This is a genomic window from Massilia sp. Root335 (assembly GCF_001425685.1).
Classification (GTDB): domain Bacteria; phylum Pseudomonadota; class Gammaproteobacteria; order Burkholderiales; family Burkholderiaceae_D; genus Telluria; species Telluria luteola.
The window spans coordinates 84,903-105,790 of the sequence record NZ_LMCY01000003.1 but is presented as its reverse complement, the minus strand read 5'-3'; the positions used below and the strand labels follow the sequence as shown (position 1 = coordinate 105,790).

The window sequence follows — 20,888 nt, the reverse complement described above, 5'->3', positions numbered from 1 at the left end:
GTCAGCGTTTGACCTTGCCGTACGCCTCGCCTGCCTTCCACGCCGGCATCGACGGCGCATTGGCCACCGCATAGCCGAGGTTCAGCGTGAATTGCGCCTGCTGCACCATGCCCGACAAGTCCCACGCCGGGTCGTACTGGTCGCTGACCTGGTGGTAGTCCTTCGTGAAGGCGCGCATCTTCGCGCCTCCCGCCGCCTGGTCGTGCTCGAACTCGAAACGGCCGTCGCCGGAAAACACGGCGGAGCCGACGTTGAAGGCGGGGACGCCGGCCTTGGCGAAGCTGAAGTGGTCGGCACGGAAATAGGCGCCGCCGAGGTCCGGCACGGGCGCGGCCAGGTGCAGGCCCATCGCCCTGGCCACCCGTTCCGACGTCGCATACAGCGAGCTGCGCTCGGCGCCGGCCACGCCCATGTCGCGCGTGCGGCCGACGAAGTTCATGCTGTCCAGGTTCAGGTCGGCGGCTGTCCTGGCCAGCGCCCACACCGGATTGCGGACGTAGGCGAGGCTGCCCAGCAGGCCTTGCTCTTCCGCGCAGGGCCACAGGAAGATCTGGGTGCGCTTCGCCGGATGCCGGACGGCGGCCTGGGCCATCGCGAGCAGGGCGGCCGTGCCGGAGGCGTTGTCGATGGCGCCGTTCCAGATGTGATCCGGCTTGCCGTTGTCCGGGTCGATGCCCAGGTGGTCCCAGTGCGCGGAATAGATGACGGCCTGGTCGCGCAGCTTCGGATCGCTGCCGGGCACGATGCCGGCCACGTTGTACTCGACGATCGTGCGCACGGCGCTCTGTACGTCGGCGTCGATGCGGGCGTCGAGCGGCACCGGCCTGAAGCCGCGCACCTCGGCGCGGGCACGCAGCGTGTCGAGGTCCTGGCCGGCCTGCGCGAACAGCGTGCGCGCCATGTCTTCGCTGATCCAGCCCTGCAGCGCGTTGCCGGGGCCCGCCAGGTGGAATTGCTCGTGCGAGAAGCTGTTCACAGGCACGCTCCACGGGTAGGAAGCGGATGCGGTCGTGTGGATCAGCAGGATGCCCGCAGCGCCCTGGCGCACGGCTTCCTCGAATTTATACGCCCAGCGCCCGTACCACGTGAGCGACTTGCCGCCGAAGCGGTCGGGCTCCGCGGCCGTGGGCTGCGGATCGTTGACCATCGCGACGAGCAGCTTGCCCTTCACGTCGGCGCCGTCGAAATCGTTCCAGTGCTCGCCGGGCGCGTCGATGCCGTAGCCGACGAAGACGAGGGGCACCGTCACGTGCGTGGCCGTGGTGCCGGCGGCGTTGGCGTACACGACGTCCTTGCCGAACGTCGCGGGCAGGGTCTTGCCGCCGGCCTCGAAGCGCAGCGTGCTGGCGGGCAGGGTCTTCTGGCCGACCAGTTCGACCTTCTGGCGGTAGCCGCCGTCGGCCAGCGGGCGCAGGCCCAGCACGGCGGCCTGGGTCTCGAGGTAGCGCACGGTGAGCGCGCCGCCGCGCTGGCCCGTGCCGCGGCCTTCCAGCAGGTCGTCGGCGAGGAAGGACAGGTGGGCACGCAGCGGGGCCTCGGCCACGGGCGGCGCGGATTGCGCCCGGGCGCCCGCGCTCGCGGCGCCCAGCAGGAGCGCGGCGGCAAGGGGGGCGGCGCAGGTACGGAAGAGGGAAGCGGGCATCGTGGACGGCTCCTGAGTGGTACGAGGGTGCGATGGTAGCACCGCCCGCCGCGCGGCGGAAAGTGGGCGCGACGACGGGATGTGCTGGCAGTATTGACAACAATTTAAAGAATTTAACGTTGCGTCTCACGTTATAATCCCGGTGACGCGCGTGCCAGCCGAGGCCACGCCGCATGGCATGAGAACCCCGACATCACCCTGCATGGATAAAGACGAAAACAGAGCGCAGCCGGTTGCCGCCGATACGACGTCCGGCAGGAAGGCCGACATCGCGCGTCCCGGCCATGCCCAGGCGCTCATCCGACCCTGGTCGAGGCTGGGCCGGCAACTGGTGCCGCTGATCGGCGAAGGCGGGTTCGTCGCGTTGTTCACCCGCTCGGCGCGGCTGCTGGCGCCGCCCCGGCCGTGGCTCAGCGTCGACCTCGGGCGCCGGACGAGCACGCTGCTGCTGACCGCCCTCGAGAACGACCTGGCGGGCGCCGACCCTGCCGAGGCGGCCGCGACACACGAGGAATTGATGGGCATTTTCGTGCGGCAGCTGGGGGCCCTCATCGGCCCGGCATTGACGACACGGTTGCTGACCGAAACCGGGGCGGTCGGTACGCCGCAGAAGAATCAAGAGGAGCAGAAGCAATGAGCGGAAAAGTAACCCTGGAGAAATTGTGCACAGGTGTGCCAGGGCTCGATGTTCTTCTCGGCGGCGGCCTGACCGAGTTTTCGTTCACGCTGATCGCCGGCGCACCCGGCAGCGGCAAGACGACACTCGCGCACCAGATCATGTTTTCGCTCGCGACCCCGGAGCGGCGCGCCCTGTTCTTCACCGTGCTGGGCGAGCCGCCGCTGAAGATGCTGCGCTACCAGCAGCAGTTCTCGTTCTTCGACATGGACAAGGTCGGCTCCGCCATCCGCTACGTCAACCTGGCCGACGACCTGCGCGCGGGCGATTTCAGCGGGGTGCTGGAACGCATCATGCGCGAAGTGGAGGATTTCGCGCCGAGCCTCGTGTTCGTCGATTCGTTCCGCTCCGTCGTGCAGACTGCCCGCAGCGGCAACGAAGGCCTGTGGGACCTGCAGCACTTCGTGCAGGAACTCGGTTCGCGCATGGCGACGTGGCAGGCGACGACGTTCCTGATCGGCGAATACACCCAGGCCGACGTCGAGGCCAACCCGATCATCACCGTCGCCGACGGCATGATCGCGCTGTCGCACAACCTGGACGAGGATTCGGTGGTGCGCAAGATCCGCATCATCAAGATGCGCGGGCAGGCCCACATGTCCGGCGCGCACACGCTGCGCATCACGGACGACGGCATCCGCGTCTATCCGCGCCAGCTGACGCCCGGCAGCGGCGCCTACCGGACCGTCGCCACCTCGGCGCGCCCTGTCCCCACCGGCGTGGCCGGGCTGGACGACATGCTCCACGGCGGCCTGCCGCAGGGCCACACGATGCTGGTGTCCGGGCCCACCGGGATCGGCAAGACGATCCTCGGCACGCGCTTCCTGCAGGCCGGCGCGGCCCAGGGCGAGAAGGGCGTCGCCGTGTTCTTCGAAAAGCATACGGCGCGCCTGCACAACGCGGCCCTCATCGAGCTGGTGCAGGACGGCCAGGTGACGGTGCTGGAATCGCTGTCGCTGTCGCTCACCGTCGAGGAACTGCTCGACCAGTTGACGGAAGCGATCGAACGCACCGGCGCGACGCGCGTCGTGATCGACTCGCTGTCCGAGATCGGCCTGTACCTCGCGCCGGAATTCCGCTACGACCTGCGCCTGGCCGTGTTCCGCACGCTGTCGCTGCTGTCGCGGCGCGGCGTGACCGCCCTCGTCACGGTCGGCTTCGAAGACAACGCGCCGAACTGGCGCTTCTCGATCGACAACCTGTGCTTCCTGGCGGACGCCGTGCTGTCGATGCGCTTCGCCGAAGTGGAAGGGCATGTCTGCAAGTTCATGACCGTCATTAAGGTGCGCGGCACCGGCCACAGCAACGAGCTGCGCGAATACCGCATCACCGATGCGGGCATCGAGGTCTCGCCGCACGTGACGAACCTCGATGCCCTGATGACGGGCTACCCCACGCGGCGCGAGCCGCACAAGTAAAGGACGACGATGGGAACGTACCGACAAGAGCCGCCCGCCGCGGCACCACGTTCCCGGGAGGATGTCGTGCGCGACGGCCTGGACGACGCGCGGTCCGACGCACACCTGCTGCGCCGCATCCGCGCGCTGGAGGCCGAGGTGGACGCCGCGCAGCTGCTCGCGCGGCGCGAGGCCGAGGAACGGCTGGCGCTGGAATCCGCCCTGGCCCGGCTGCGCGAGGCCAACGAAAATCTGGTCCTCGCCACCGTCAACGCCGAATACCAGCGCGAGGATGCCGAAGCCGTCAACCGGCGCCAGAACGAATTCCTCGCCATGCTGGCGCACGAACTGCGCAACCCGCTGTCGCCGCTGGCGATGGCGGCGTCGCTGCTGGAGCGCGACCCGGGCGCCGCGCCGCAGCAGCTCAAGCTGGCGCGCGTGATCGGCCGCCAGGTCGACCACATGGCGCGCCTGCTCGACGACCTGCTCGACGCGGCCCGCATCAGCAGCGGCAAGATCACGCTGGACGTCGAATCGCTGGCGCTGGCCGACGTGCTGCGCCACGCCGTCGAGACGGTGCAGCCGCGCATCGCGGAGCGCGGCCAGGCGCTCGACGTCGCGCTGCCGTCCGCGGACGTCGCCGTGGCCGGCGACAAGGTCCGCCTCGCCCAGGTGTTCACGAATTTGCTCGGCAACGCCTCGAAGTACACGGGCGACGGCGGGCGCCTGCGGCTCGCGGCGCAGGCCGGGCCCGACGACGTCGTGGTGACGATCGCCGACAACGGCACCGGCATCGCGCCCGACGTGCTGCCGTATATCTTCGACCTGTTCACGCAGGGGCCGCGCTCGCTGGCGCGCTCGGAGGGCGGGCTCGGCGTGGGCCTGAACGTCGTGCGCAACCTCGTCGGCATGCACCGCGGCGTCGTGGAGGCGCACAGCGACGGTCCCGGATGCGGCAGCCGCTTCACGGTGCGCCTGCCGCGCGCCGCCGGCCTGCCCGTCGCGCCCGTCCGGTCCGAGCCGGCCCAGGCCACGCGCCGCCGCCGTATCCTGCTCGTGGAAGACAATGCGGACGCCTGCGCCACCCTGGCCGACATCCTGGCCGTCGAAGGGCATGACGTGGTGTGCGCGGCGGACGGCCGCGCGGGCCTGGCGCACGCGCTCGGCGAGCGCTGGGACGTGATCGTGTGCGACATCGGCCTGCCCGAACTCGACGGCCTCGCGCTGATGCAGGCGCTGCGCGCACAGCAGGACGGCGCGCGTCCGTACGCCATCGCGCTGACGGGCTACGGCCAGCCGGCCGACGCGGCGCGCGGACTGGCGGCCGGCTTCGACCGCTATCTCGTCAAGCCGGTCGGCGCCAGCGCGCTGCTGGCCGTCGTCGCCGACGCGCCCGCGCCGGACGCAACCTTCAGCGCCTGAGCAGGCGCGCCAGGCGGTCGACCGCCTGTTCGATCCGTTCGTATTTCGTGGCGTAGGAAAAGCGCACGTGCCGCTTCGGGGCGGCGAAGCCGAAGTCGTCGCCCGGCACGATCGCCACCAGCGCATCGCGCAGCACGGCCATGCCGAACGCGCTGCTGTCGTGCGCGTCGCGGTGGGCGACCTGCCCGATGTCGGCATACACGTAGAACGCGCCGTCCGGCAGCACGGGCACCTGGAAGCCGAGGTCGCGCAGCGCGGGCACGAGGAAATCGCGGCGGCGCCGGAATTCCTGGCGCCGTTCCTCGAACACGCCGATGGCTTCGGGGTCGAACGCGGCCAGCGCCGCATGCTGGGCGATCGCGGGCGCGCAGATGAACAGGTTCTGCGCCAGCTTTTCGACGGCCGGTACGAGCGCTTCCGGCAGCACGAGCCAGCCCAGGCGCCAGCCGGTCATGCTGAAGTACTTCGAGAAGCTGTTGACGGTGATGACGTCGTCGCCGAACGACAGGGCGCTGGTCGCGCGGTCGCCCGGCTGCGCGCCATAGTAGAGGCCCTGGTAGATCTCGTCGACGATGGAAAAGCCGCCGCGCGCGCGCACGGCCGCGACGAGGTCGCGCGTCTGGTCCGGTGTCATCGAGGTGCCGGTCGGGTTCGAAGGCGACGCGACGATCACGCCGCGCGTACGTTCGGTCCAGCGCCCGGCCACCTGGGCGGCCGTCAGCTGGTAGCGCTCGGCCGGACCGGACGGCACGAGCACGGCCCGGCCGCCGAACGCGCTGACGAAATGGCGGTTGCACGGGTAGCTCGGGTCCGGCATCAAGACCTCGTCGCCTTCGGCCACGAGCGCCGCGCAGGCCAGCAGCAGGCCGGCCGACGCGCCGGCCGTCACGACGATGCGCTGCGGCGCCACGTCCAGGCCATGGGCGCGGGCGTAGTGGGCGGAGATGGCGTCGCGCAGGGCCGGGAGGCCGAGCGATTCCGTGTATTGCGTGGCGCCGCGCTGGATGGCGTCCACGGCGGCGCGCGCGACGATGTCGGGCGCCGTGAAGTCCGGTTCGCCGACGCTCATGCTGATGACGTCCTGGCCGGCGCGCGCCATCGCGGCCGCGGCCTTGACCATTTCCATCACGCGGAAGGGTTCGATGGCGTCGACGCGGCGCGCCACCTGGATTCGATTTTCTGGCATACCGCTATCTTAGCCGATTCACGCCGCCGCCACCGCTGCCCCGGCCAGCAGCGCCGCGCACCCCTGGGCCGGCAGCGGGCGGCTGACGTAATAGCCCTGGATCTCGTCGCAACCGTATTGCTCCAGTGCGCGCAGCTGCGCCACGTTCTCGACGCCCTCGGCCACGACCTTCAGGCTCAGGGTGTGCGCCAGCCGGATCACCGCATTCGTGATCGCCGCATCGTCCGCATCGTCCGGCAGGTCGCGCACGAAGGTGCGGTCGATCTTGAGCGCGTCCAGCGGGAAGCGTTTCAGGTAGGCCAGGCTCGAATAGCCGGTGCCGAAATCGTCCACCGACAGGCGTATGCCGAGCGTCTTGATGCGGGTGAGGATCTCGACGGCCGCTTCCGGGTTCGCCATCAGCATCGACTCGGTCAGTTCGAATTCCAGCAGCGCGGGGTCGACGCCGGCGCGGACGACGATGCGCTCGACGGCCCCGGCCAAGTCGGCCTGCTGCAACTGGCGCGCGGACAGGTTGATCGCCACCGGCCGCACCGCCATGCCCTGCGCCTGCCACGCCTTGAGCTGGCGGCAGGCCTCGCCGATCACCCATTCGCCGACGGGCAGGATCAGGCCCGTGTCTTCGAGGATGGCGATGAATTCCAGCGGCGGCACGAGGCCGCGCTGCGGATGGTTCCAGCGCAGCAGCGCCTCGAAACCGCTGATGATGCCGGTGGCCAGGTCGAGCTTGGGCTGGTAGTGCAGCAGGAATTCGCCGCGCTCGAGCGCCTGGCGCAGCTGGGCTTCGGTCTGCAGGCGCTGCGTGGCATTCTCGTGCATCTCGGCGACGTAGAACTGGTAGTTGTTGCGGCCGCCGTTCTTGGCGCCGTACATGGCCGTGTCGGCGTTCTTGAGCAGGCACTCGGCGTCGCGCCCGTTCTCGGGATACGTGGCGATGCCCACGCTGGCCGACACGAACAGCGGCTGGCCCTCGAGATAGAAGGGCTGCGCGAGCGCCTCGATGACGCGCGCGGCGACGGCCGCGGCGTCGCCGTCGCTGGCCAGCGCGGGCAGCACGAGCGCGAACTCGTCGCCGCCCAGCCGCGCCACGACGTCGGCGTCGCGCGCGCAGCCCAGGAGGCGCTTCGCGGCCTGCACGAGCAACTGGTCGCCCACGCCGTGCCCCAGCATGTCGTTGACGTTCTTGAAGCGGTCCAGGTCGATGAACATGACGGCCGCGCGGCCGCCGTCGTTCCCGGCCCGGGCGATGGCTTCCTCGAGGCAGTGGGCGAGGCGGCGCCGGTTCGGCAGGTTCGTCAGGGGATCGTACTGGGCCAGCCAGGTCAGGCGGTTGCGCGCCTCGTGGCGTTCCACGGCCGTCGCCAGGATGTTCGCGACGCCGTGCAGGAAGTTGGCGTCGTCGGTGCCGAAGCGGCGCGTGCCGTCGGCATAGACGCCGAGCACGCCGAACATCCGCTCGCCGCACACGATCGCGGTGTCGATGCCGGCCGCGATGTTGTGCACGGCCGCCAGCGGCGCGAACCACTTGCGGCGCGCGGCGCGCTCGCCCGCGGCGAGCGGTTCGCCCGGCACGTCGCCCAGCTGCAGGCCCGCGGCCGGCGCCAGCCAGCCGGCGCCGGCGCGCAGCAGCATCCCGTTCGCCGTGATCTCGAACAGGCCGGCGCAGGGCGCGCACAGGCCGCGCGCGGCGGCGGCGGCGGCGTCCGCGAACAGTTCCTCGAGGCCGTTGGCCGCCAGCGCCTTGCGCCCGAGTTCCGCGATCAGGGTCTGGCGCTGCGCGTTCTCGACGATCGTGCGCTCGAATTCCTTGCGCTCCGTGATGTCGATGTCGATGCAGATGTAGCGCTCGACGCCGCCGGCCGCGTCGAACATCGGCACGATGGTGCGATACCAGTGGCGCCGGCCATGGCGCCCGGCGATCACGACTTCGCCGTTCCAGACGCGGTCCGACGGCTGCCACGGCAGGCGCGCGCCGGCCGGGCGGCCGACGTCGGCCAGGCGCTGGCCCACGACCTCGGGGCGGGTGAAGCCGCTGCTCGTCACGAACAGGTCATTCACGCCGTCGATGACGCCGGCCGCGTCGGCCTCGCACACGATCGCGGCCTGGTCCATCGCGCTCTTGTGCTGCATGAGCGAGTTCATCAGCGAGTCGATGCGCTGGCCGAACTGGTCGCGCAGGCTGGCGGCGCCGCGATTGACGGCGCGGATCGCTTCCTGGATTTCCGTCGGCGCGTCGGCCAGCAGCGCGGCTTCGGCGGTGACCCGGCCGGCTGCCACGTCGTTCTCGAACGAGCGCAGGCGGCCCAGGCTGTCGAGCCAGCTGCGCACGAGCGTGCGCATCAGCGCGAGGCTGGCCATGAACACGACGAGCGCCACGCCCGCCGTGTCGAGCACGAGGCTCCACAGCTGGGCCGCGAGCTTCTCCTCGTCGAACTGCAGGCGCACGACCCCGTAATCCTTGCCGCCCACGTTGGCGATCCGGTTGACGTCGTACAGCTTGTCGGCGATGAGGGCCGTCAGCCAGCGCGGGGCCAGGGCGCGCGTCACGCGCGGCGCGTCGACGCGGATCGTGCTGCCGGCCACGTCGATGAATTCGGCGCGCTTGAACGGCGACTGGAACAGCATCTTGCCGAGCGTGCGCTTGACCGTGTCGTAGTCGCCGATCACGACGCTGTCCTCGATCGTCTGCGTGGCCACCTCGACCAGGGTCAGCGCGGTGTCCTGCGTTTCTTCGACGTGCTGCAGGAACTGGTAGCGGTAGAACAGGCCCAGGCCCGTGCCCATCGACAGCAGCAGGGTGAGGCTGAAGACGGTGAACACGCGGCCGACGAGGGAGCGCGGCAGCAGGCGCGCCAGCAGTTCCTGGACCGGACGCAGCCGGCGCGGGAGCGGGGATGGACGGGGCAGGTTCATCGTACGTCGAGCGGCGCGTTCGTGTAGAACGCGCGGTAGGCCGCGTAGTCGGCGTCGCTGGCGGCGACGAACGAGAGGGGTGTCTGCGAGTGCACGAGCTCGGTCGCGGCGGCGAGGATGCGACGGCCTTCCGGATCCTTGTCCATGCCGAAAAAGGCCTGGGCGACGGCGCGTACCTGGTCGGCCGGCACCCGTGGCGAGGCCATCAGCGCCAGGTCGTTGAACGGCTCGGAACTCCACAGCACGCGGAACGATTTGTGCTCGCGGCCGTAGTAATTCTGCACGAGCTGGGAATTCGCGCCGGCGGCCTGTGTCTTGCCGGCGACCAGCTGGGCGAAGGCGGCGTCCATATTGCCGGCGAAGACGACGTCGACGGCGATGTTCCGGCGCAGCAGCTGGGCGTACGACACCCGGTACGCGAGCAGCGCTTCCGGACCCGGAAAGACGACGGTGGTGCGGGCCAGCTCGTCCAGGCGCCTGATGGGCGAATCGGCGGGCACGACGATCTGCGCCTGCACGGGCGGCGCGTTGCGGCGGCCGAACACGGTCCAGCCCATCCTCGTGCGTTCCGGGCTGAACAAGTGGTTCGTGAACGCGAAGTCGACCTCGCGCGCCAGCACGTAGCTCGTCGTGTCGGCCGACGTGCGTCCCAGCTTGAGGTTCAGGTGCACGCCGCTTTTCTGCGACACGTAGCGGATGACCGGATTCCAGAAGCGGGCCGACACCTGCAGGTTGTACTGATTTACGGGCGAAAAATTATAGGCCGGCGCGTCCGCGCGCGCGGCGCCGGCCGCGAGCAGGGCGGCGACGACGGCCAGAACGGGACGTATGGAAAAAAGTCGGTGCATGGGTCGTTGACGTAGCGCCGGCGGGACGTCCGGCCGGACGGGTGGACTATAACATATTACTAGTTTGCAATAATACGAAACTTTTTGCCAATGTTATTGCTGCACTGTCCGTACGACGCGCATGGCATGAAAATCCGGTAATGCCGTGTAAGCGGGCTGTGCTGTCGTGCCGAAGGCGCAATCGCGCGCCGGGCATCGGCCGGACGCCGCCGCGCCGGGATGCCCCATCCGGAACGGCGGGCGCCACCCGGCCTCCCGCGGCGGCTTGCCGCGCCGTTCAGGCCGGCATGCGGCACACCGGGCGGGCGCGCTTCAGCACGCCCACCAGGCCCAGGCCGAGGGCGAGCATGGCCCAGCTGCCGGGCTCCGGCACGGCCGAGATGAGATCGAGGCGCACGGCGCGGCAGTCGCCGAAGACGCCGCCGTAGCAGGCCGTCGCCGCGATCTGCTGGGCGTCGTTGATGCCGTTGGCGCTCGTGATGACCCAGCCCGACGCCGGATCGATCAGCGTGTTCAGGTCGACGAGGCCGGCGCCCGTCCACAGGAAGCCGTGGTAGCCGTAATGGTCGGGGTCGATCGTCACGGCGGCGCTGCCCACGATCTGCTTGAGGTTGTTGATGTCCCAGGCGATGCTGTCATCCTGCGCCGGATCGAGGATGCCGAGGTCGGTGATCGTGCCGTGGTCGTACAGGAAGGCGTGGGAGGCGTGGATCATCGTGGACATCGGGATGCCGCCGACGGCCAGGCCGTCGTCGTTCAGGCCGTAGATCGCGCTGTCGCCCAGGTCCGACGCGCCGATCGAGTGGGCGGTGCCGCCGCTGAACGTGACGGCGTGAAACGGATATTCCGGCACGGTGAACGGCCCCTCGAACGACGAGCCGCCGATCATGCCCTTGTTGTTGATGGCATAGGCGGTGCTGCCCAGTCCGCCGGGCAGGGTGCCCAGGTCGGTCATCGTGCCGCCCGAGTAGCGGAAGGCCTGCGCGAAGCCCATCGTCGCCGGGTCGCCGTTCAGGGCGTCGCCGACGATCACGCCGTGGTTGTTGATGCCGAATGCCTCGCTGCGGTCGCCGCCCAGCGTGCCGAGGTCGCTCATCTTGCCGACGGCGTAGGAGAACGCGTGGAACTGGCCCGCGCCGTTGTCGGACCCGCCGACGATCTGGCCGTAGTCGTTGATGGCGTTCGCGCTGCTGTTGGTGCCGCCCAGCGTGCCGAGATCGGTGTACGTGCCGCCGGCGTTGACGAAGCCGTGGGTGACGCCGGCACTGGTGATGCTGCCGACGACGTCGCCCCAGCGGTTGATGTCGCTGGCGGAACTGCCCGTGCCGCCCAGCAGGGTCAGGGCGTACAGCGGGTCCGCCAGGGCCGCCGCGCCGGGCAGAGCCAGGGCCGCGGACAGGATCAGCCGGGAAATTTTTGATGACGTGCGCATGCTAGCCTCCGGGATGGGTTGTTGGATTCCGAGGCCAGCTTAGGGGAGTCGCAGCATCGCTCCCTGATGAGAATCAGAGGTATGCGTGATGGGTATGTGGCGTGTGCCCCACAGGATGCGTCAAACGCACGCCGCGCGCCAGTCCGCGCGCGCCAGTTCGTGCACGGGGACCAGTGCGCCATCCCATTCTTCGATGCCGGTAAAACGCATGCCCAGCTTGTCCATCACACGCAGCGAGGCCGTGTTGTCCGGGTGGCGCACGGCGCATAGGCGGGGAGCGTCCAGCACCGTGAAGGCGTAATCGGCCAGCGTGCGCGCCGCTTCCGTCGCCAGGCCCAGCCCCCAGCTCGCACGGCGCAGGCGCCAGCCGATCTCGTGCGGGTTGGCGCGGTCGCGGCCCAGGTGCTGGATGCCGCCGGCGCCGACCAGCTCGCCGCTTGCGCCGTCGATCAGCGCCCACCACGAATAGCCCCACTCGGCCCAGCGCGTGCGCACGCGGGCGATCATGGCGCGCGTCTCGTCGGGCGTCTCCGGCCGGCCGAGGAGATAGCGCATCACGTCGGCATCGCGGTTCATCGCATGCAGCCCGTCGAAGTGCCGGTCGGCGATGGGCTCGTAGCGCAGCCGGCCGCTCGTGAGGATCGTCATGGCGGCCGGCGCTCAGTTGTGCGCGTGGTGCGTCGCCGACAGGCGGCGCATCAGCGGCAGGACGGCCAGCGCGATGCCGGTGCACACCAGCGCGCCGACGCCCAGGTGGTTGAACAGGCTCGTGTAGATCGGCAAGGTCTGCACCGGGTTCGTCACGTCGCTGGGCACGCTGGCCAGGTTGGCGACGACGCCGCCCAGGTATTGCGAGATGCCGGTGGCGACGTAGTAGGCGCCCATCATGAAGCCGCTCATGCGCACGGGCACGTAGCGCGCCACCATCGCCAGGCCGAGGCCCGACACGAGCAGTTCGCCCAGCGAATACAGGCCGTAGCCCGCGACCATCACCCACGACGAGGTCTTGCCGTCGACGGCGAACAGGCCGGCCACGCCGTAGGCGAAGAAGCCCAGCGCCACGGCGAAGAAGCCGAGTGCGAACTTGCCGGCGATCGACAGGTCCTTGCCGCTGCGGCCGGCGGCCGAATACGCCCACGCGAGCACGGGCGACAGCACCATGATCCAGATGGCGTTCAGCGCCTGGAACTGGGCTGGCGCCCAGTCGAACAGGTGCGCGCCGAACAGCGAGAATTCGAGGTCGACGTTGCGCAGCGCGAACAGCGACAGCGACGTCGACATCTGCTGGTAGAAGATGAAGAAGAACACGGACTGCAAGGTCAGCACGAGGGCCGCCGTGAGGCCGGCGCGCTCGTTCGGCGCGCTCTTGCGGATCAGGTGGATGAAGATGCCCAGCACGACGAAGCCGGCCAGGTAGACGAAGATGCGGGCCAGGGTCTGGTACTCCAGGATCACGGCCGACATGCCGACCATGACCACGCCGCCCGCCAGCACGGCGCCGAGCTTGCCGACGTCGAGCGGACGCTCGTCCGGCAGCGAGCCCACGTGGGAAATGGTGGCGCGCATGATGAAGACGTTGAACAGGCCGACGACGAGGCCCACGCTGCAGGCGCCGAACGCGATGTGCCAGCCGAGCTCGCCGCCGTAGGTGGCGTTCACGTAGTCCTTGATCCAGGGCGTGGCCAGCATCGAGATCGTCGAGCCGACGTTGACGGCCATGTAGTACAGGGTGAAGGCGCTGTCGATCTTGGAATCGTCGCCCTCGTAGATCCGGCGCACGAGGTTCGCCGTGTTCGGCTTGAACAGGCCGTTGCCGACGACGACCACGCCCAGGGCGCAGAACAGGAACCACGTGTTTTCTGTAGGCACGGCCATCAGCGCGTAGCCGACCGTCAGCACGAGGGCGCCCAGCACCATCGAGCGCTTGGTGCCCAGGACCTTGTCGCCGATCCAGCCGCCGATCGCGGGCGACACGTAGATCAGCGCCGCCGCGGCGCTCCAGACGAGGTTGGCGCGGCTGTCGTCGAAGCCGAGGCGCTGGACCATGAAATACACGATCAGCGCCTGCATGCCGTAGTAGCCGAAGCGTTCCCACATCTCGATCAGAGCGATGGTGAGGAACGAACGGGATTGGGTGGGGAGGGGTGGGATTTCGGGTTTCATGACTTTCCTGAGGGGCTGCCGACGGCCTCGTGAGCCCGGCAAAGCGTGGATGCTACGCCAGAGAAAGGGATCGTGCAACAAGGGAAAAGCCTGTACTGACAGGGCGTATGCAATTATTTCAATTCCCATGATCCAATCAGATCTTGCTGAATATACAATCGGAAGATTCGGATTTCCGACATCGGACACCATGAGAGTGCGTACGCATCTGGCCCTGCTGGCCGCCGCCGTCTTCCTGCCCGTGATCCTCGGGTCGGCGATCGCCATCCGGCTGCTGCTCGATGCGGAACGCCAGGCGGTGTTGCGCAGCATGCAGGAACTGGCGCGCGCCACCGCGTTGACGATGGACCGGGAGCTCACGGCCGCGCTGGCCAGCGGCCAGGCGTTGACGACGTCGCTGACCTTGTTCCGCGGCGATTTCGCGACGTTCTACAGCCAGGCCAGGAGCGCCAACGCGGGCACCGGCCGCGATACGGCCCTGCTGCGCGCGGACGGCGAGCAGGTGTTCAACACCGCCCGTCCGTACGGCGCGCCGTCCGCCGCACCGTCGGCCGCCACGCGCCTGCGGGTGCGCACGGTGCTCGAGGGCGGCGTGCCGGTCGTGTCGGACCTGATCGTCGGCAGCACGGCGCGCCGCTTCGCCGTGGCGGCCCAGATCCCCGTGACGCTGGGCGACGGCCGCGCCATGGTGCTCGGCCAGCGGATCGACGCGCGCCGCCTGAACGCCATGCTGCCCCGCGACGTGCCGGGTTCGTGGCTGATCTCGGTATTCGACCGCGCGGGCCGCACCATCGCGCGCAACCGCGGCTGGGAGGCGTACGTGGCGGGGCAGCCGCGTCCCGCGGTGCTGGCTGCCCTGCGCGCCGGCACGGCGATCGTGCGCAGCGAAAGCCGCGAAGGCACGCCGATGTACGCGGCGCTGGTCCGCTCGCCCTTGTCCGGCTGGACGGCCGCCGTCGGCGTGCCGGTCGCGGAACTGGAGGCGACGGCCGCGCACGCCGTCTCGCTCACGGCCGGCACGCTGTTGTGCGCGGTGGCGCTGGCGTGCCTGGGCGCGCTGCTGTTCGCGCGGCGCCTGCTGGCCGCCACGGAATACCTGGGCGCGGCGACGGAGGGCATGGTCGATGGCCGGCTGCCGCCGCCGGCCGACCTGCGCATCACGGAGCTGAACGCCCTGCAGAAGGTATTGCACGCCGTGTCCACCCGCCTGATCCGGCTCGAGAGCGCGCGCCAGCGCCACCTGGCGGAGGCGCAGGCGGCGCGCAGCCTCGCCGAGGCGCAGAACCGCGCGAAGGACGAATTCCTCGCCATGCTGGGCCACGAGCTGCGCAATCCGCTGGGCGCGATCAGTTCCGCGATCGCGCTGATCCAGATGGGCGCCAGCGGCCAGGCGGCCGAGCGGGCGCATCAGATCATCGGGCGCCAGAGCCGGCACCTGGGCCACCTCGTCGACGAACTGCTGGACGCGAACCGCGTGCTGAGCGGCCGCGTGACCCTGGCGCCCGTGCCGCTCGACCTGGCCGCGGCGGTGCGCGACGTGGCCTCGACGTTGCAGACGCAGGGCACGACGGCCGAGCACACGGTCGAACTGGACCTGGAGCCGGTGTGGGTCCATTGCGATCCGACGCGGCTGCAGCAGGTGATCGGCAACCTGATCGAGAACGCGGCCAAGTACACGCAGGCCGGCGGCCGGATCCGCGTGTCGGTCCGCGGCGCGGGCGGCATGGCGGAGCTGGCGGTGGCCGACGACGGCAAGGGCATCGACGCCGACCTGCTGCCGCGCATCTGGGACGTGTTCGTGCAGGGCAAGGTGCTCAGCCGCGCGAAGGGTGGCCTCGGGATCGGCCTGGCCGTCGTCAAGTCGCTCGTCGAGCAGCACGACGGCAGCGTGGCCGTCGCCAGCGGCGGGGCGCAGCAGGGCAGCACGTTCACGATCCGCCTGCCGCTGGCCGGCGCCGCGCTTCCCGGCACCGGCGCCGGCGACACGACCGTTCCCGCGCCGCCGCCGGGCCGGCGCGTGCTGCTGGTGGAGGACAACGACGACCTGCGCGACATGACCTGCGCCCTGCTGCAGGCGCGCGGCTGCACGGTGCTGACGGCGGCCGGCGGCAAGGCCGCGCTCGCTCTGGCCGCGCGCCACCGGCCCGACGTGGCGTTCGTCGACATCGACCTGCCGGACATCTCCGGCTATGACGTCGCGCGCTCGCTGGCGCGCCAGGGCGGCATCCGGCTCGTGGCCGTGACCGGCTACGGCCAGCCCGACGACGTGCGGCGCGCGCTGGACGCCGGGTTCGACCTGCACCTGAAAAAACCCGTGCGCCTGGACGAGCTGGAGCGCGCGCTGGGCGAGGCCGATCCCGTGCGCTGAACGCCGGCTCTTTTGATTATGACCGCCATGTGATCGCGCGACGCGGTTGTTATCGCTATCTGTTTTGTAACGGTGAAATGGAACGCTGGTCACGCGGCCAGGGCTATTTGGCGGCTTCGCCACAATTCCGACGGGCGCCGGCGCCGAATTCTTTAAATTTTGTTAAACATGGCGAACACGATTGAAATTCGATTGGCGGTGATCGGATTGTCAAGTAATCTGGGGTTGCAGAGCGCAGGCAACCAATAATCGACAACCATGGCCGACTCGACACCCGACGCACCGACCGGAGCCCGCGACGACGGGATCGTGGACGCCGTCCTGCGCGAACGCACCGCACACCTGCCCGCGCACGACGGGGCGGAGGAAGCCGGTGCGCTGGCCGGGTTGGCCCAGGCGCTGGCCGACGACCCCGCGCACGCCATGCAGCGCCTGGCCGATGCCGTGCGCGCGCTGTGCGGCGCCGATGCCGTCGTCGTCGCGGTGCGCGATGCGGCGCCGGACGGGGCGGACACGGTGCGCTGGTGCGTCGTGTCCGGCGCGCTCGCCGGGCGCCAGGGCGAACGCTGGCCGCTGGATGTCTGCGCCTGCGGCGCGGCCATCCTGGCCGACGGCGCCGTCCTGTTCGCGCACCCGGCCGACCGGTTCCCCTCGCTGCGCGCCGCGGGCCCGGTGCCGGGCGAATTCCTCGGCGTGCCGTGGCGCGTCCACGGGGACGTCGTGGGCGCGCTGGGCGTCGTGCTGGGCGAGGACGGCGGCGCGCATTTCGACGCCGACGACCTGCGCCTGCTGCGGGCCTGCGCCGCCTTCGCCGCGGCCGCCCACCAGGCCGGCGGCAGCAAGGCCGTCGACGGCGTCGAGATCGAACGCAAGGTGGAGGAGCGCCTGCGTCCCGTCCTCGAAAGCAAGGAACACCTGGAGCGCGAGGTCGAGGAGCACCGCGCGGCCGAGCGGCTGCTGCGCGAGCACAAGGCCCTCATCGACGCCACCCTCAGCATCAGCACCGTCGGCGTGCTGTACTTCGACATCGACGGCACCGTCCGCGACGTCAACGCCGCGTTCGAACGGATGACCGGCTACACCTGCGCCGAGCTGCGCACGATGCCGAACTGGCGCGACATGACGCCGCCCGAATTCCGGGACGCGTCGGCGCGTGCGCTGCGCGACCTCATCGAGCACGGCGTCACGCTGCCGTACACCAAGCAGATGACGCGCAAGGACGGCAGCCGCTGGTGGGGCCTGTTCGCGCCCGCGCGCATCTCGGGCGAGGGCGCGCAGGGGCGCTGCGTGCTGTTCGTGATCGACGTCACGGCCAACAAGGAGACCGAGGCGCGCCTGGCCGAGAGCGAGGAGCGCTTCCGCGCGATGGTCGAGGGCTTCGCGCAGACCGTGTGGGAGACGGATGCGCACGGCCGCCTCAACATGGGCTCGCCCAGCTGGACGACCTACACGGGGCAGTCGGAGCCCGCGTCGCTGGGCGTCGGCTGGATCGACGCCGTGCATCCGGACGACCGCGCCTACGTGCTGCGCGAATGGCGCGCGGCCGTCGGCACGCGGCGCATATTCAACGCCGAGTTCCGCGTACAGGCGGCGTCCGGCGGGTGGCGCTGGAGCAATGCGCGCGCGGCGCCGCTGTTCAACCCCGACGGCAGCGTGCGCAAATGGGTCGGCATGCACATCGACGTCGACGAGCGCCGCCGCACCCAGGCCGCGCTGGCCGAGAGCGAACGGCGCTACCGCATGCTGTTCGAGGCGATGGACGAGGGCTTCCTGCTGGCGACGGTGCGCTTCGACGACGCGGGCAAGCCCGTCGGCCTCGATTACGCCGAAGCGAATCCGGCCGCCGTGCGCATGGCCAACATCGCCTACGTGGGCCCGGGCCAGTTGCGCATGCGTCCCGAGCACGAGCCGTGCTGGCTGGACGCCTGCGCGCAGGTCGTGCGCACGGGCGTGTCCAGCCGCTCGCAATGCTTCTCGCAGCCGCTGGCCAGCTGGTACGACTTCTTCGTCTACCCGGTCGGCGGGCGCCAGGTGCCGCGGGTGGCGATCCTGTTCCACGACATCACCGTGCGCAAGCGTGCCGAGGATGCCCTGCGCGAGAGCGAAGGCCGGTTCCGCGCGCTGGCCGACGCGTCGCCCGCCCTCGTGTACCAGTTCGACGTGGACGGCAACGTCATCTACCTGAACCAGCGCTGCGTGATGCACGAGACGGCGGCCGGGGAAGACAAGGGCGGCTGGAAGGACATCGCCCGCCCGGACGACATGGATGCGTATCTGCGCGCCGTGTACGACGGCATCCGTACGCGCGGCGCCTTTACCCAGCGGCTCCACACGATGGTCAGGGACGGCAGCTGGCACTGGTTCGAATCCCATGCGTCGCCCTGGCATTCGGGCGACGGCGAACACCGTGGCTACGTCGGCATTTCGCTCGACATCACGGGGGCCGTGCAGGCCGAGGAGGCCCTAAAGGAGGCCGATCGTCGCAAGGACGAGTTCCTTGCGACGCTGGCCCACGAACTGCGCAATCCCCTGGCCCCGATCAGCAACGCGGTGCAGCTGATGCGCCGTCCGGACGGGCGGCGCCAGTCCGACCGCGTCGTCGAGATGGTGGGGCGCCAGGTGCGCCAGATGGCGCGCCTCGTCGACGACCTGATGGAGGTGTCGCGCATCACGCGGGGCAAGATCGACCTCAAGCTGGAGCGCGTGCCGTTCGCCGAGATCGTGGCCAGCGCCATCGAGACGAGCCAGCCGATGATCGACCGGGCCGGCCACCAGCTCGCCGTGGCCCTGCCGGAGCAGCCCCTGTTCCTCGACGCCGACCGCGTGCGCCTGACGCAGGTGTTCTCCAACCTGCTCAACAACGCCGCCAAGTACACGGACACGGGCGGCCGCATCTGGTTCGACGTGCGGCGCGAGGACGGCCAGGTCGTGGCCACCGTGCGCGACACGGGCATCGGCATTCCGGCTGACGCGCTGCCGGGCGTGTTCGACATGTTCACCCAGGCGCACCGCTCCGCCGGGCGCGGGCAGGGCGGGCTCGGCATCGGCCTGACGATGGTGCGCAGCCTCGTCGAGATGCATCACGGCACCGTCGAGGCGCGCAGCGCCGGGGCGGGCCAGGGCAGCGAATTCATCGTGCGGCTGCCGCTCGCGTCCGACCACGACATCGGGAACGACGTGCCGCAACTGGGCCAGGCGCGCCCGTCCGCGCCGTTTCACGGCCAGCGCATCCTCGTCGTGGACGATAACCGCGACGCCGCGGATACGCTCGGGCTGCTGCTGGAAGCGGACGGGGCCGAGGTGCGGGTCGTGTACGACGGCCGCGCTGCGCTCGCGATGGCGGAAAGTTTCCTGCCGACCAGCGTCCTGCTCGATATCGGCATGCCGGGCATGGATGGCTACGAGGTCGCCCGCCGGCTGCGCCAGGACGAGCGCTTTGCCGGCCTGCGCATTGCGGCACTGACGGGCTGGGGCCAGGACGCGGACCGGCGCCAGACCCGCAACCGGGGCTTTTCGCACCATCTCACCAAACCCGTCAGCATCGAGGAGCTGCACAATATTCTTGTCTGAAACTGTTGGCATGAGATTGCCGAAACAATCGGTTACAAATTTGTGACATATGCGCCCTGCATTTTGTTCCGCTCTGTGCGTTAGCGAACGTCAATACCAACATCGCCTGAGTAGACTGAACTCAACGTCAACCGATGTTGGGAGGCAGCGATGGCGTGGATTTCACAATTTGTCAGATACCTGGGCGTCTTTGGCGACCCACAGTCACACCCGGAAACGATTTCGGACCTCCCACCATTCGCGTTGCGCCAGACACTCGAGGCGTTATTGCGTACCGGCTGGATGAAGACGTTCGAATACGATGCGGACGATGCCTGGGTCGACTACGCGCGGGTGGACTTGCGCAGGGGCCGATCGAAGCTGAGGCTGGAGTGGGACCAGGACAGCGGCGGCACCGTCGAAGGGCCGCGCGCCGTGCTGGATGGGCTGCGGGTGCTCGACCCGTGGACGCAGATGCGGCACGCGCATTGACGGTCAGAACTGCTCGTCCGCCCCGAGGTAGCGCCACTGTCCCGGGGGCAATTCACCGAGCTTCACGCGCCCGATGCGCACGCGCTTGAGGCCGATGACCTTGAGGCCCACCATGTCGCACATGCGGCGGATCTGGCGCTTGCGGCCTTCCTTCAGGGTGAAGCTGAGCTGGTCGTCGTTCTGCCAGCGCACCTTCGCGGGCAGCAGCGGCTTGCCGTCCATCCACAGGCCGTGGTTCAGTTTCCTGAGGTCGGCGTCCGGCAGGCGGCCCGGCTTCGTGTACTGCACGCGCACGAGGTATTCCTTCTCGATGGACGTGGCCTCGCCGATCAGCTGCTTGGCGATGCGGCCGTCCTGCGTCAGCACCAGCAGGCCGACGGAATCGATGTCCAGGCGGCCGGCCGGCACGAGCGATTTCAACTGGGTCGGGTGGAACTGTTCGGGCGACGGATCGTCGGCCCAGCGGTTTTCCGGCTTCACGAGCACCACGGCCGGCTTGTAGCCATCCTCGGCCTGGCCGCTGACGAAGCCGACCGGCTTGTTCAGCAGCACCGTCACGCGCTTCGCCTGCTGGGCGGCGGCCTGGCGCTCGACCGTGATCTTTTGGTGCGGCAAGACTTTGCTGCCGAGTTCGGACACCACCTGGCCGTCGACGCGCACCCAGCCTTTCGCGATCCATTCATCGGCCTCGCGGCGGGACGAGAGGCCAAGTTCGGACATGCGTTTGGAGAGGCGTACGGGGTCGGTCATGATACTGATTCTGAAATAATGAACCGTCGTCCCCGCGGCGGCGGGGATCC

At 69.6% G+C, this 20,888-nt stretch carries 14 protein-coding genes; 6 read left to right on the top strand and 8 right to left on the bottom strand.

Annotated elements, in window-relative coordinates; all coding sequences use genetic code 11:
- Window position 1: 1 nt before the first annotated feature.
- Window positions 2-1,642 carry a M28 family peptidase gene (locus ASC93_RS00960; protein WP_056435616.1) on the bottom strand — a complete coding sequence of 547 codons (1,641 nt, stop codon included), beginning with the start codon at window positions 1,640-1,642 and terminating at the stop codon, window positions 2-4.
- 202 nt (window positions 1,643-1,844) lie between these two features.
- Between ASC93_RS00960 and ASC93_RS00955 the strand changes: the two genes are divergently transcribed.
- From ASC93_RS00955 to ASC93_RS00945, 3 genes are all read left to right on the top strand, one after another.
- Window positions 1,845-2,279: a hypothetical protein gene (locus ASC93_RS00955; RefSeq protein WP_056435613.1), complete on the top strand. Its 435-nt coding sequence runs from the start codon at window positions 1,845-1,847 to the stop codon at window positions 2,277-2,279.
- Window positions 2,276-3,736, top strand: a complete 1,461-nt coding sequence (locus tag ASC93_RS00950; protein WP_056435610.1) for an ATPase domain-containing protein — start codon at window positions 2,276-2,278, stop codon at window positions 3,734-3,736. The genes ASC93_RS00955 and ASC93_RS00950 overlap by 4 nt, the downstream gene beginning before the upstream one ends.
- Before the next feature lie 66 nt (window positions 3,737-3,802).
- A complete protein-coding gene (locus ASC93_RS00945) occupies window positions 3,803-5,137 on the top strand; it encodes a hybrid sensor histidine kinase/response regulator (RefSeq protein ID WP_229412524.1) in 1,335 nt (444 codons plus the stop codon).
- On the opposite strand, the gene ASC93_RS00940 is transcribed toward ASC93_RS00945, so the two are convergent.
- From ASC93_RS00940 to ASC93_RS00915, 6 genes are all read right to left on the bottom strand, one after another.
- On the bottom strand, window positions 5,127-6,323 hold the full coding sequence (locus ASC93_RS00940) for a pyridoxal phosphate-dependent aminotransferase (protein WP_056435604.1): 1,197 nt from the start codon (window positions 6,321-6,323) through the stop codon (window positions 5,127-5,129). The two genes, ASC93_RS00945 and ASC93_RS00940, sit on opposite strands and share 11 nt — an antisense overlap.
- Window positions 6,324-6,341: 18 nt before the next feature.
- Window positions 6,342-9,236 carry an EAL domain-containing protein gene (locus ASC93_RS00935; RefSeq protein ID WP_082547681.1) on the bottom strand — a complete coding sequence of 965 codons (2,895 nt, stop codon included), beginning with the start codon at window positions 9,234-9,236 and terminating at the stop codon, window positions 6,342-6,344.
- Window positions 9,233-10,084 carry a phosphate/phosphite/phosphonate ABC transporter substrate-binding protein gene (locus ASC93_RS00930; RefSeq protein ID WP_056435600.1) on the bottom strand — a complete coding sequence of 284 codons (852 nt, stop codon included), beginning with the start codon at window positions 10,082-10,084 and terminating at the stop codon, window positions 9,233-9,235. The genes ASC93_RS00935 and ASC93_RS00930 overlap by 4 nt, the downstream gene beginning before the upstream one ends.
- Before the next feature lie 277 nt (window positions 10,085-10,361).
- Entirely contained in the window at window positions 10,362-11,516 is a 1,155-nt protein-coding gene (locus ASC93_RS00925; RefSeq protein WP_056435597.1) for an HAF repeat-containing PEP-CTERM protein, read from the bottom strand.
- A 120-nt stretch (window positions 11,517-11,636) separates the two neighbouring features.
- The gene (locus ASC93_RS00920; RefSeq protein WP_056435594.1) at window positions 11,637-12,164 is read right to left on the bottom strand and encodes a GNAT family N-acetyltransferase; all 528 of its coding nucleotides are present in this window, start codon (window positions 12,162-12,164) and stop codon (window positions 11,637-11,639) included.
- A 12-nt stretch (window positions 12,165-12,176) separates the two neighbouring features.
- A complete protein-coding gene (locus ASC93_RS00915) occupies window positions 12,177-13,679 on the bottom strand; it encodes a peptide MFS transporter (protein ID WP_056435591.1) in 1,503 nt (500 codons plus the stop codon).
- Window positions 13,680-13,869: 190 nt separating this feature from the next.
- Between ASC93_RS00915 and ASC93_RS00910 the strand changes: the two genes are divergently transcribed.
- From ASC93_RS00910 to ASC93_RS00900, 3 genes are all read left to right on the top strand, one after another.
- Window positions 13,870-16,047, top strand: coding sequence for an ATP-binding protein (locus ASC93_RS00910; RefSeq protein WP_162251780.1), 2,178 nt, complete (start codon window positions 13,870-13,872; stop codon window positions 16,045-16,047).
- A 258-nt stretch (window positions 16,048-16,305) separates the two neighbouring features.
- Complete coding sequence (locus ASC93_RS00905) at window positions 16,306-19,617, top strand: PAS domain S-box protein (protein ID WP_056435585.1); 3,312 nt, start codon at window positions 16,306-16,308, stop codon at window positions 19,615-19,617.
- A 243-nt stretch (window positions 19,618-19,860) separates the two neighbouring features.
- Complete coding sequence (locus ASC93_RS00900) at window positions 19,861-20,088, top strand: hypothetical protein (protein WP_157201696.1); 228 nt, start codon at window positions 19,861-19,863, stop codon at window positions 20,086-20,088.
- A 3-nt stretch (window positions 20,089-20,091) separates the two neighbouring features.
- Here the strand turns inward: ASC93_RS00900 and ASC93_RS00895 are convergent, their stop codons facing one another.
- Window positions 20,092-20,838, bottom strand: coding sequence for a pseudouridine synthase (locus ASC93_RS00895; protein WP_082547680.1), 747 nt, complete (start codon window positions 20,836-20,838; stop codon window positions 20,092-20,094).
- Between the last annotated feature and the right edge of the window lie 50 nt (window positions 20,839-20,888).

What these genes read in the sequence shown, in the direction of transcription:
- ASC93_RS00960 (WP_056435616.1), bottom strand. Translation starts at nt 1,642, where the DNA reads ATGCCCGCTTCCCTCTTCCGTACCTGCGCCGCCCCCCTTGCCGCCGCG.
- ASC93_RS00955 (WP_056435613.1), top strand. Translation starts at nt 1,845, where the DNA reads ATGGATAAAGACGAAAACAGAGCGCAGCCGGTTGCCGCCGATACGACG.
- ASC93_RS00950 (WP_056435610.1), top strand. Translation starts at nt 2,276, where the DNA reads ATGAGCGGAAAAGTAACCCTGGAGAAATTGTGCACAGGTGTGCCAGGG.
- ASC93_RS00940 (WP_056435604.1), bottom strand. Translation starts at nt 6,323, where the DNA reads ATGCCAGAAAATCGAATCCAGGTGGCGCGCCGCGTCGACGCCATCGAA.
- ASC93_RS00935 (WP_082547681.1), bottom strand. Translation starts at nt 9,236, where the DNA reads ATGAACCTGCCCCGTCCATCCCCGCTCCCGCGCCGGCTGCGTCCGGTC.
- ASC93_RS00930 (WP_056435600.1), bottom strand. Translation starts at nt 10,084, where the DNA reads ATGCACCGACTTTTTTCCATACGTCCCGTTCTGGCCGTCGTCGCCGCC.
- ASC93_RS00925 (WP_056435597.1), bottom strand. Translation starts at nt 11,516, where the DNA reads ATGCGCACGTCATCAAAAATTTCCCGGCTGATCCTGTCCGCGGCCCTG.
- ASC93_RS00920 (WP_056435594.1), bottom strand. Translation starts at nt 12,164, where the DNA reads ATGACGATCCTCACGAGCGGCCGGCTGCGCTACGAGCCCATCGCCGAC.
- ASC93_RS00915 (WP_056435591.1), bottom strand. Translation starts at nt 13,679, where the DNA reads ATGAAACCCGAAATCCCACCCCTCCCCACCCAATCCCGTTCGTTCCTC.
- ASC93_RS00910 (WP_162251780.1), top strand. Translation starts at nt 13,870, where the DNA reads ATGAGAGTGCGTACGCATCTGGCCCTGCTGGCCGCCGCCGTCTTCCTG.
- ASC93_RS00905 (WP_056435585.1), top strand. Translation starts at nt 16,306, where the DNA reads ATGGCCGACTCGACACCCGACGCACCGACCGGAGCCCGCGACGACGGG.
- ASC93_RS00895 (WP_082547680.1), bottom strand. Translation starts at nt 20,838, where the DNA reads ATGACCGACCCCGTACGCCTCTCCAAACGCATGTCCGAACTTGGCCTC.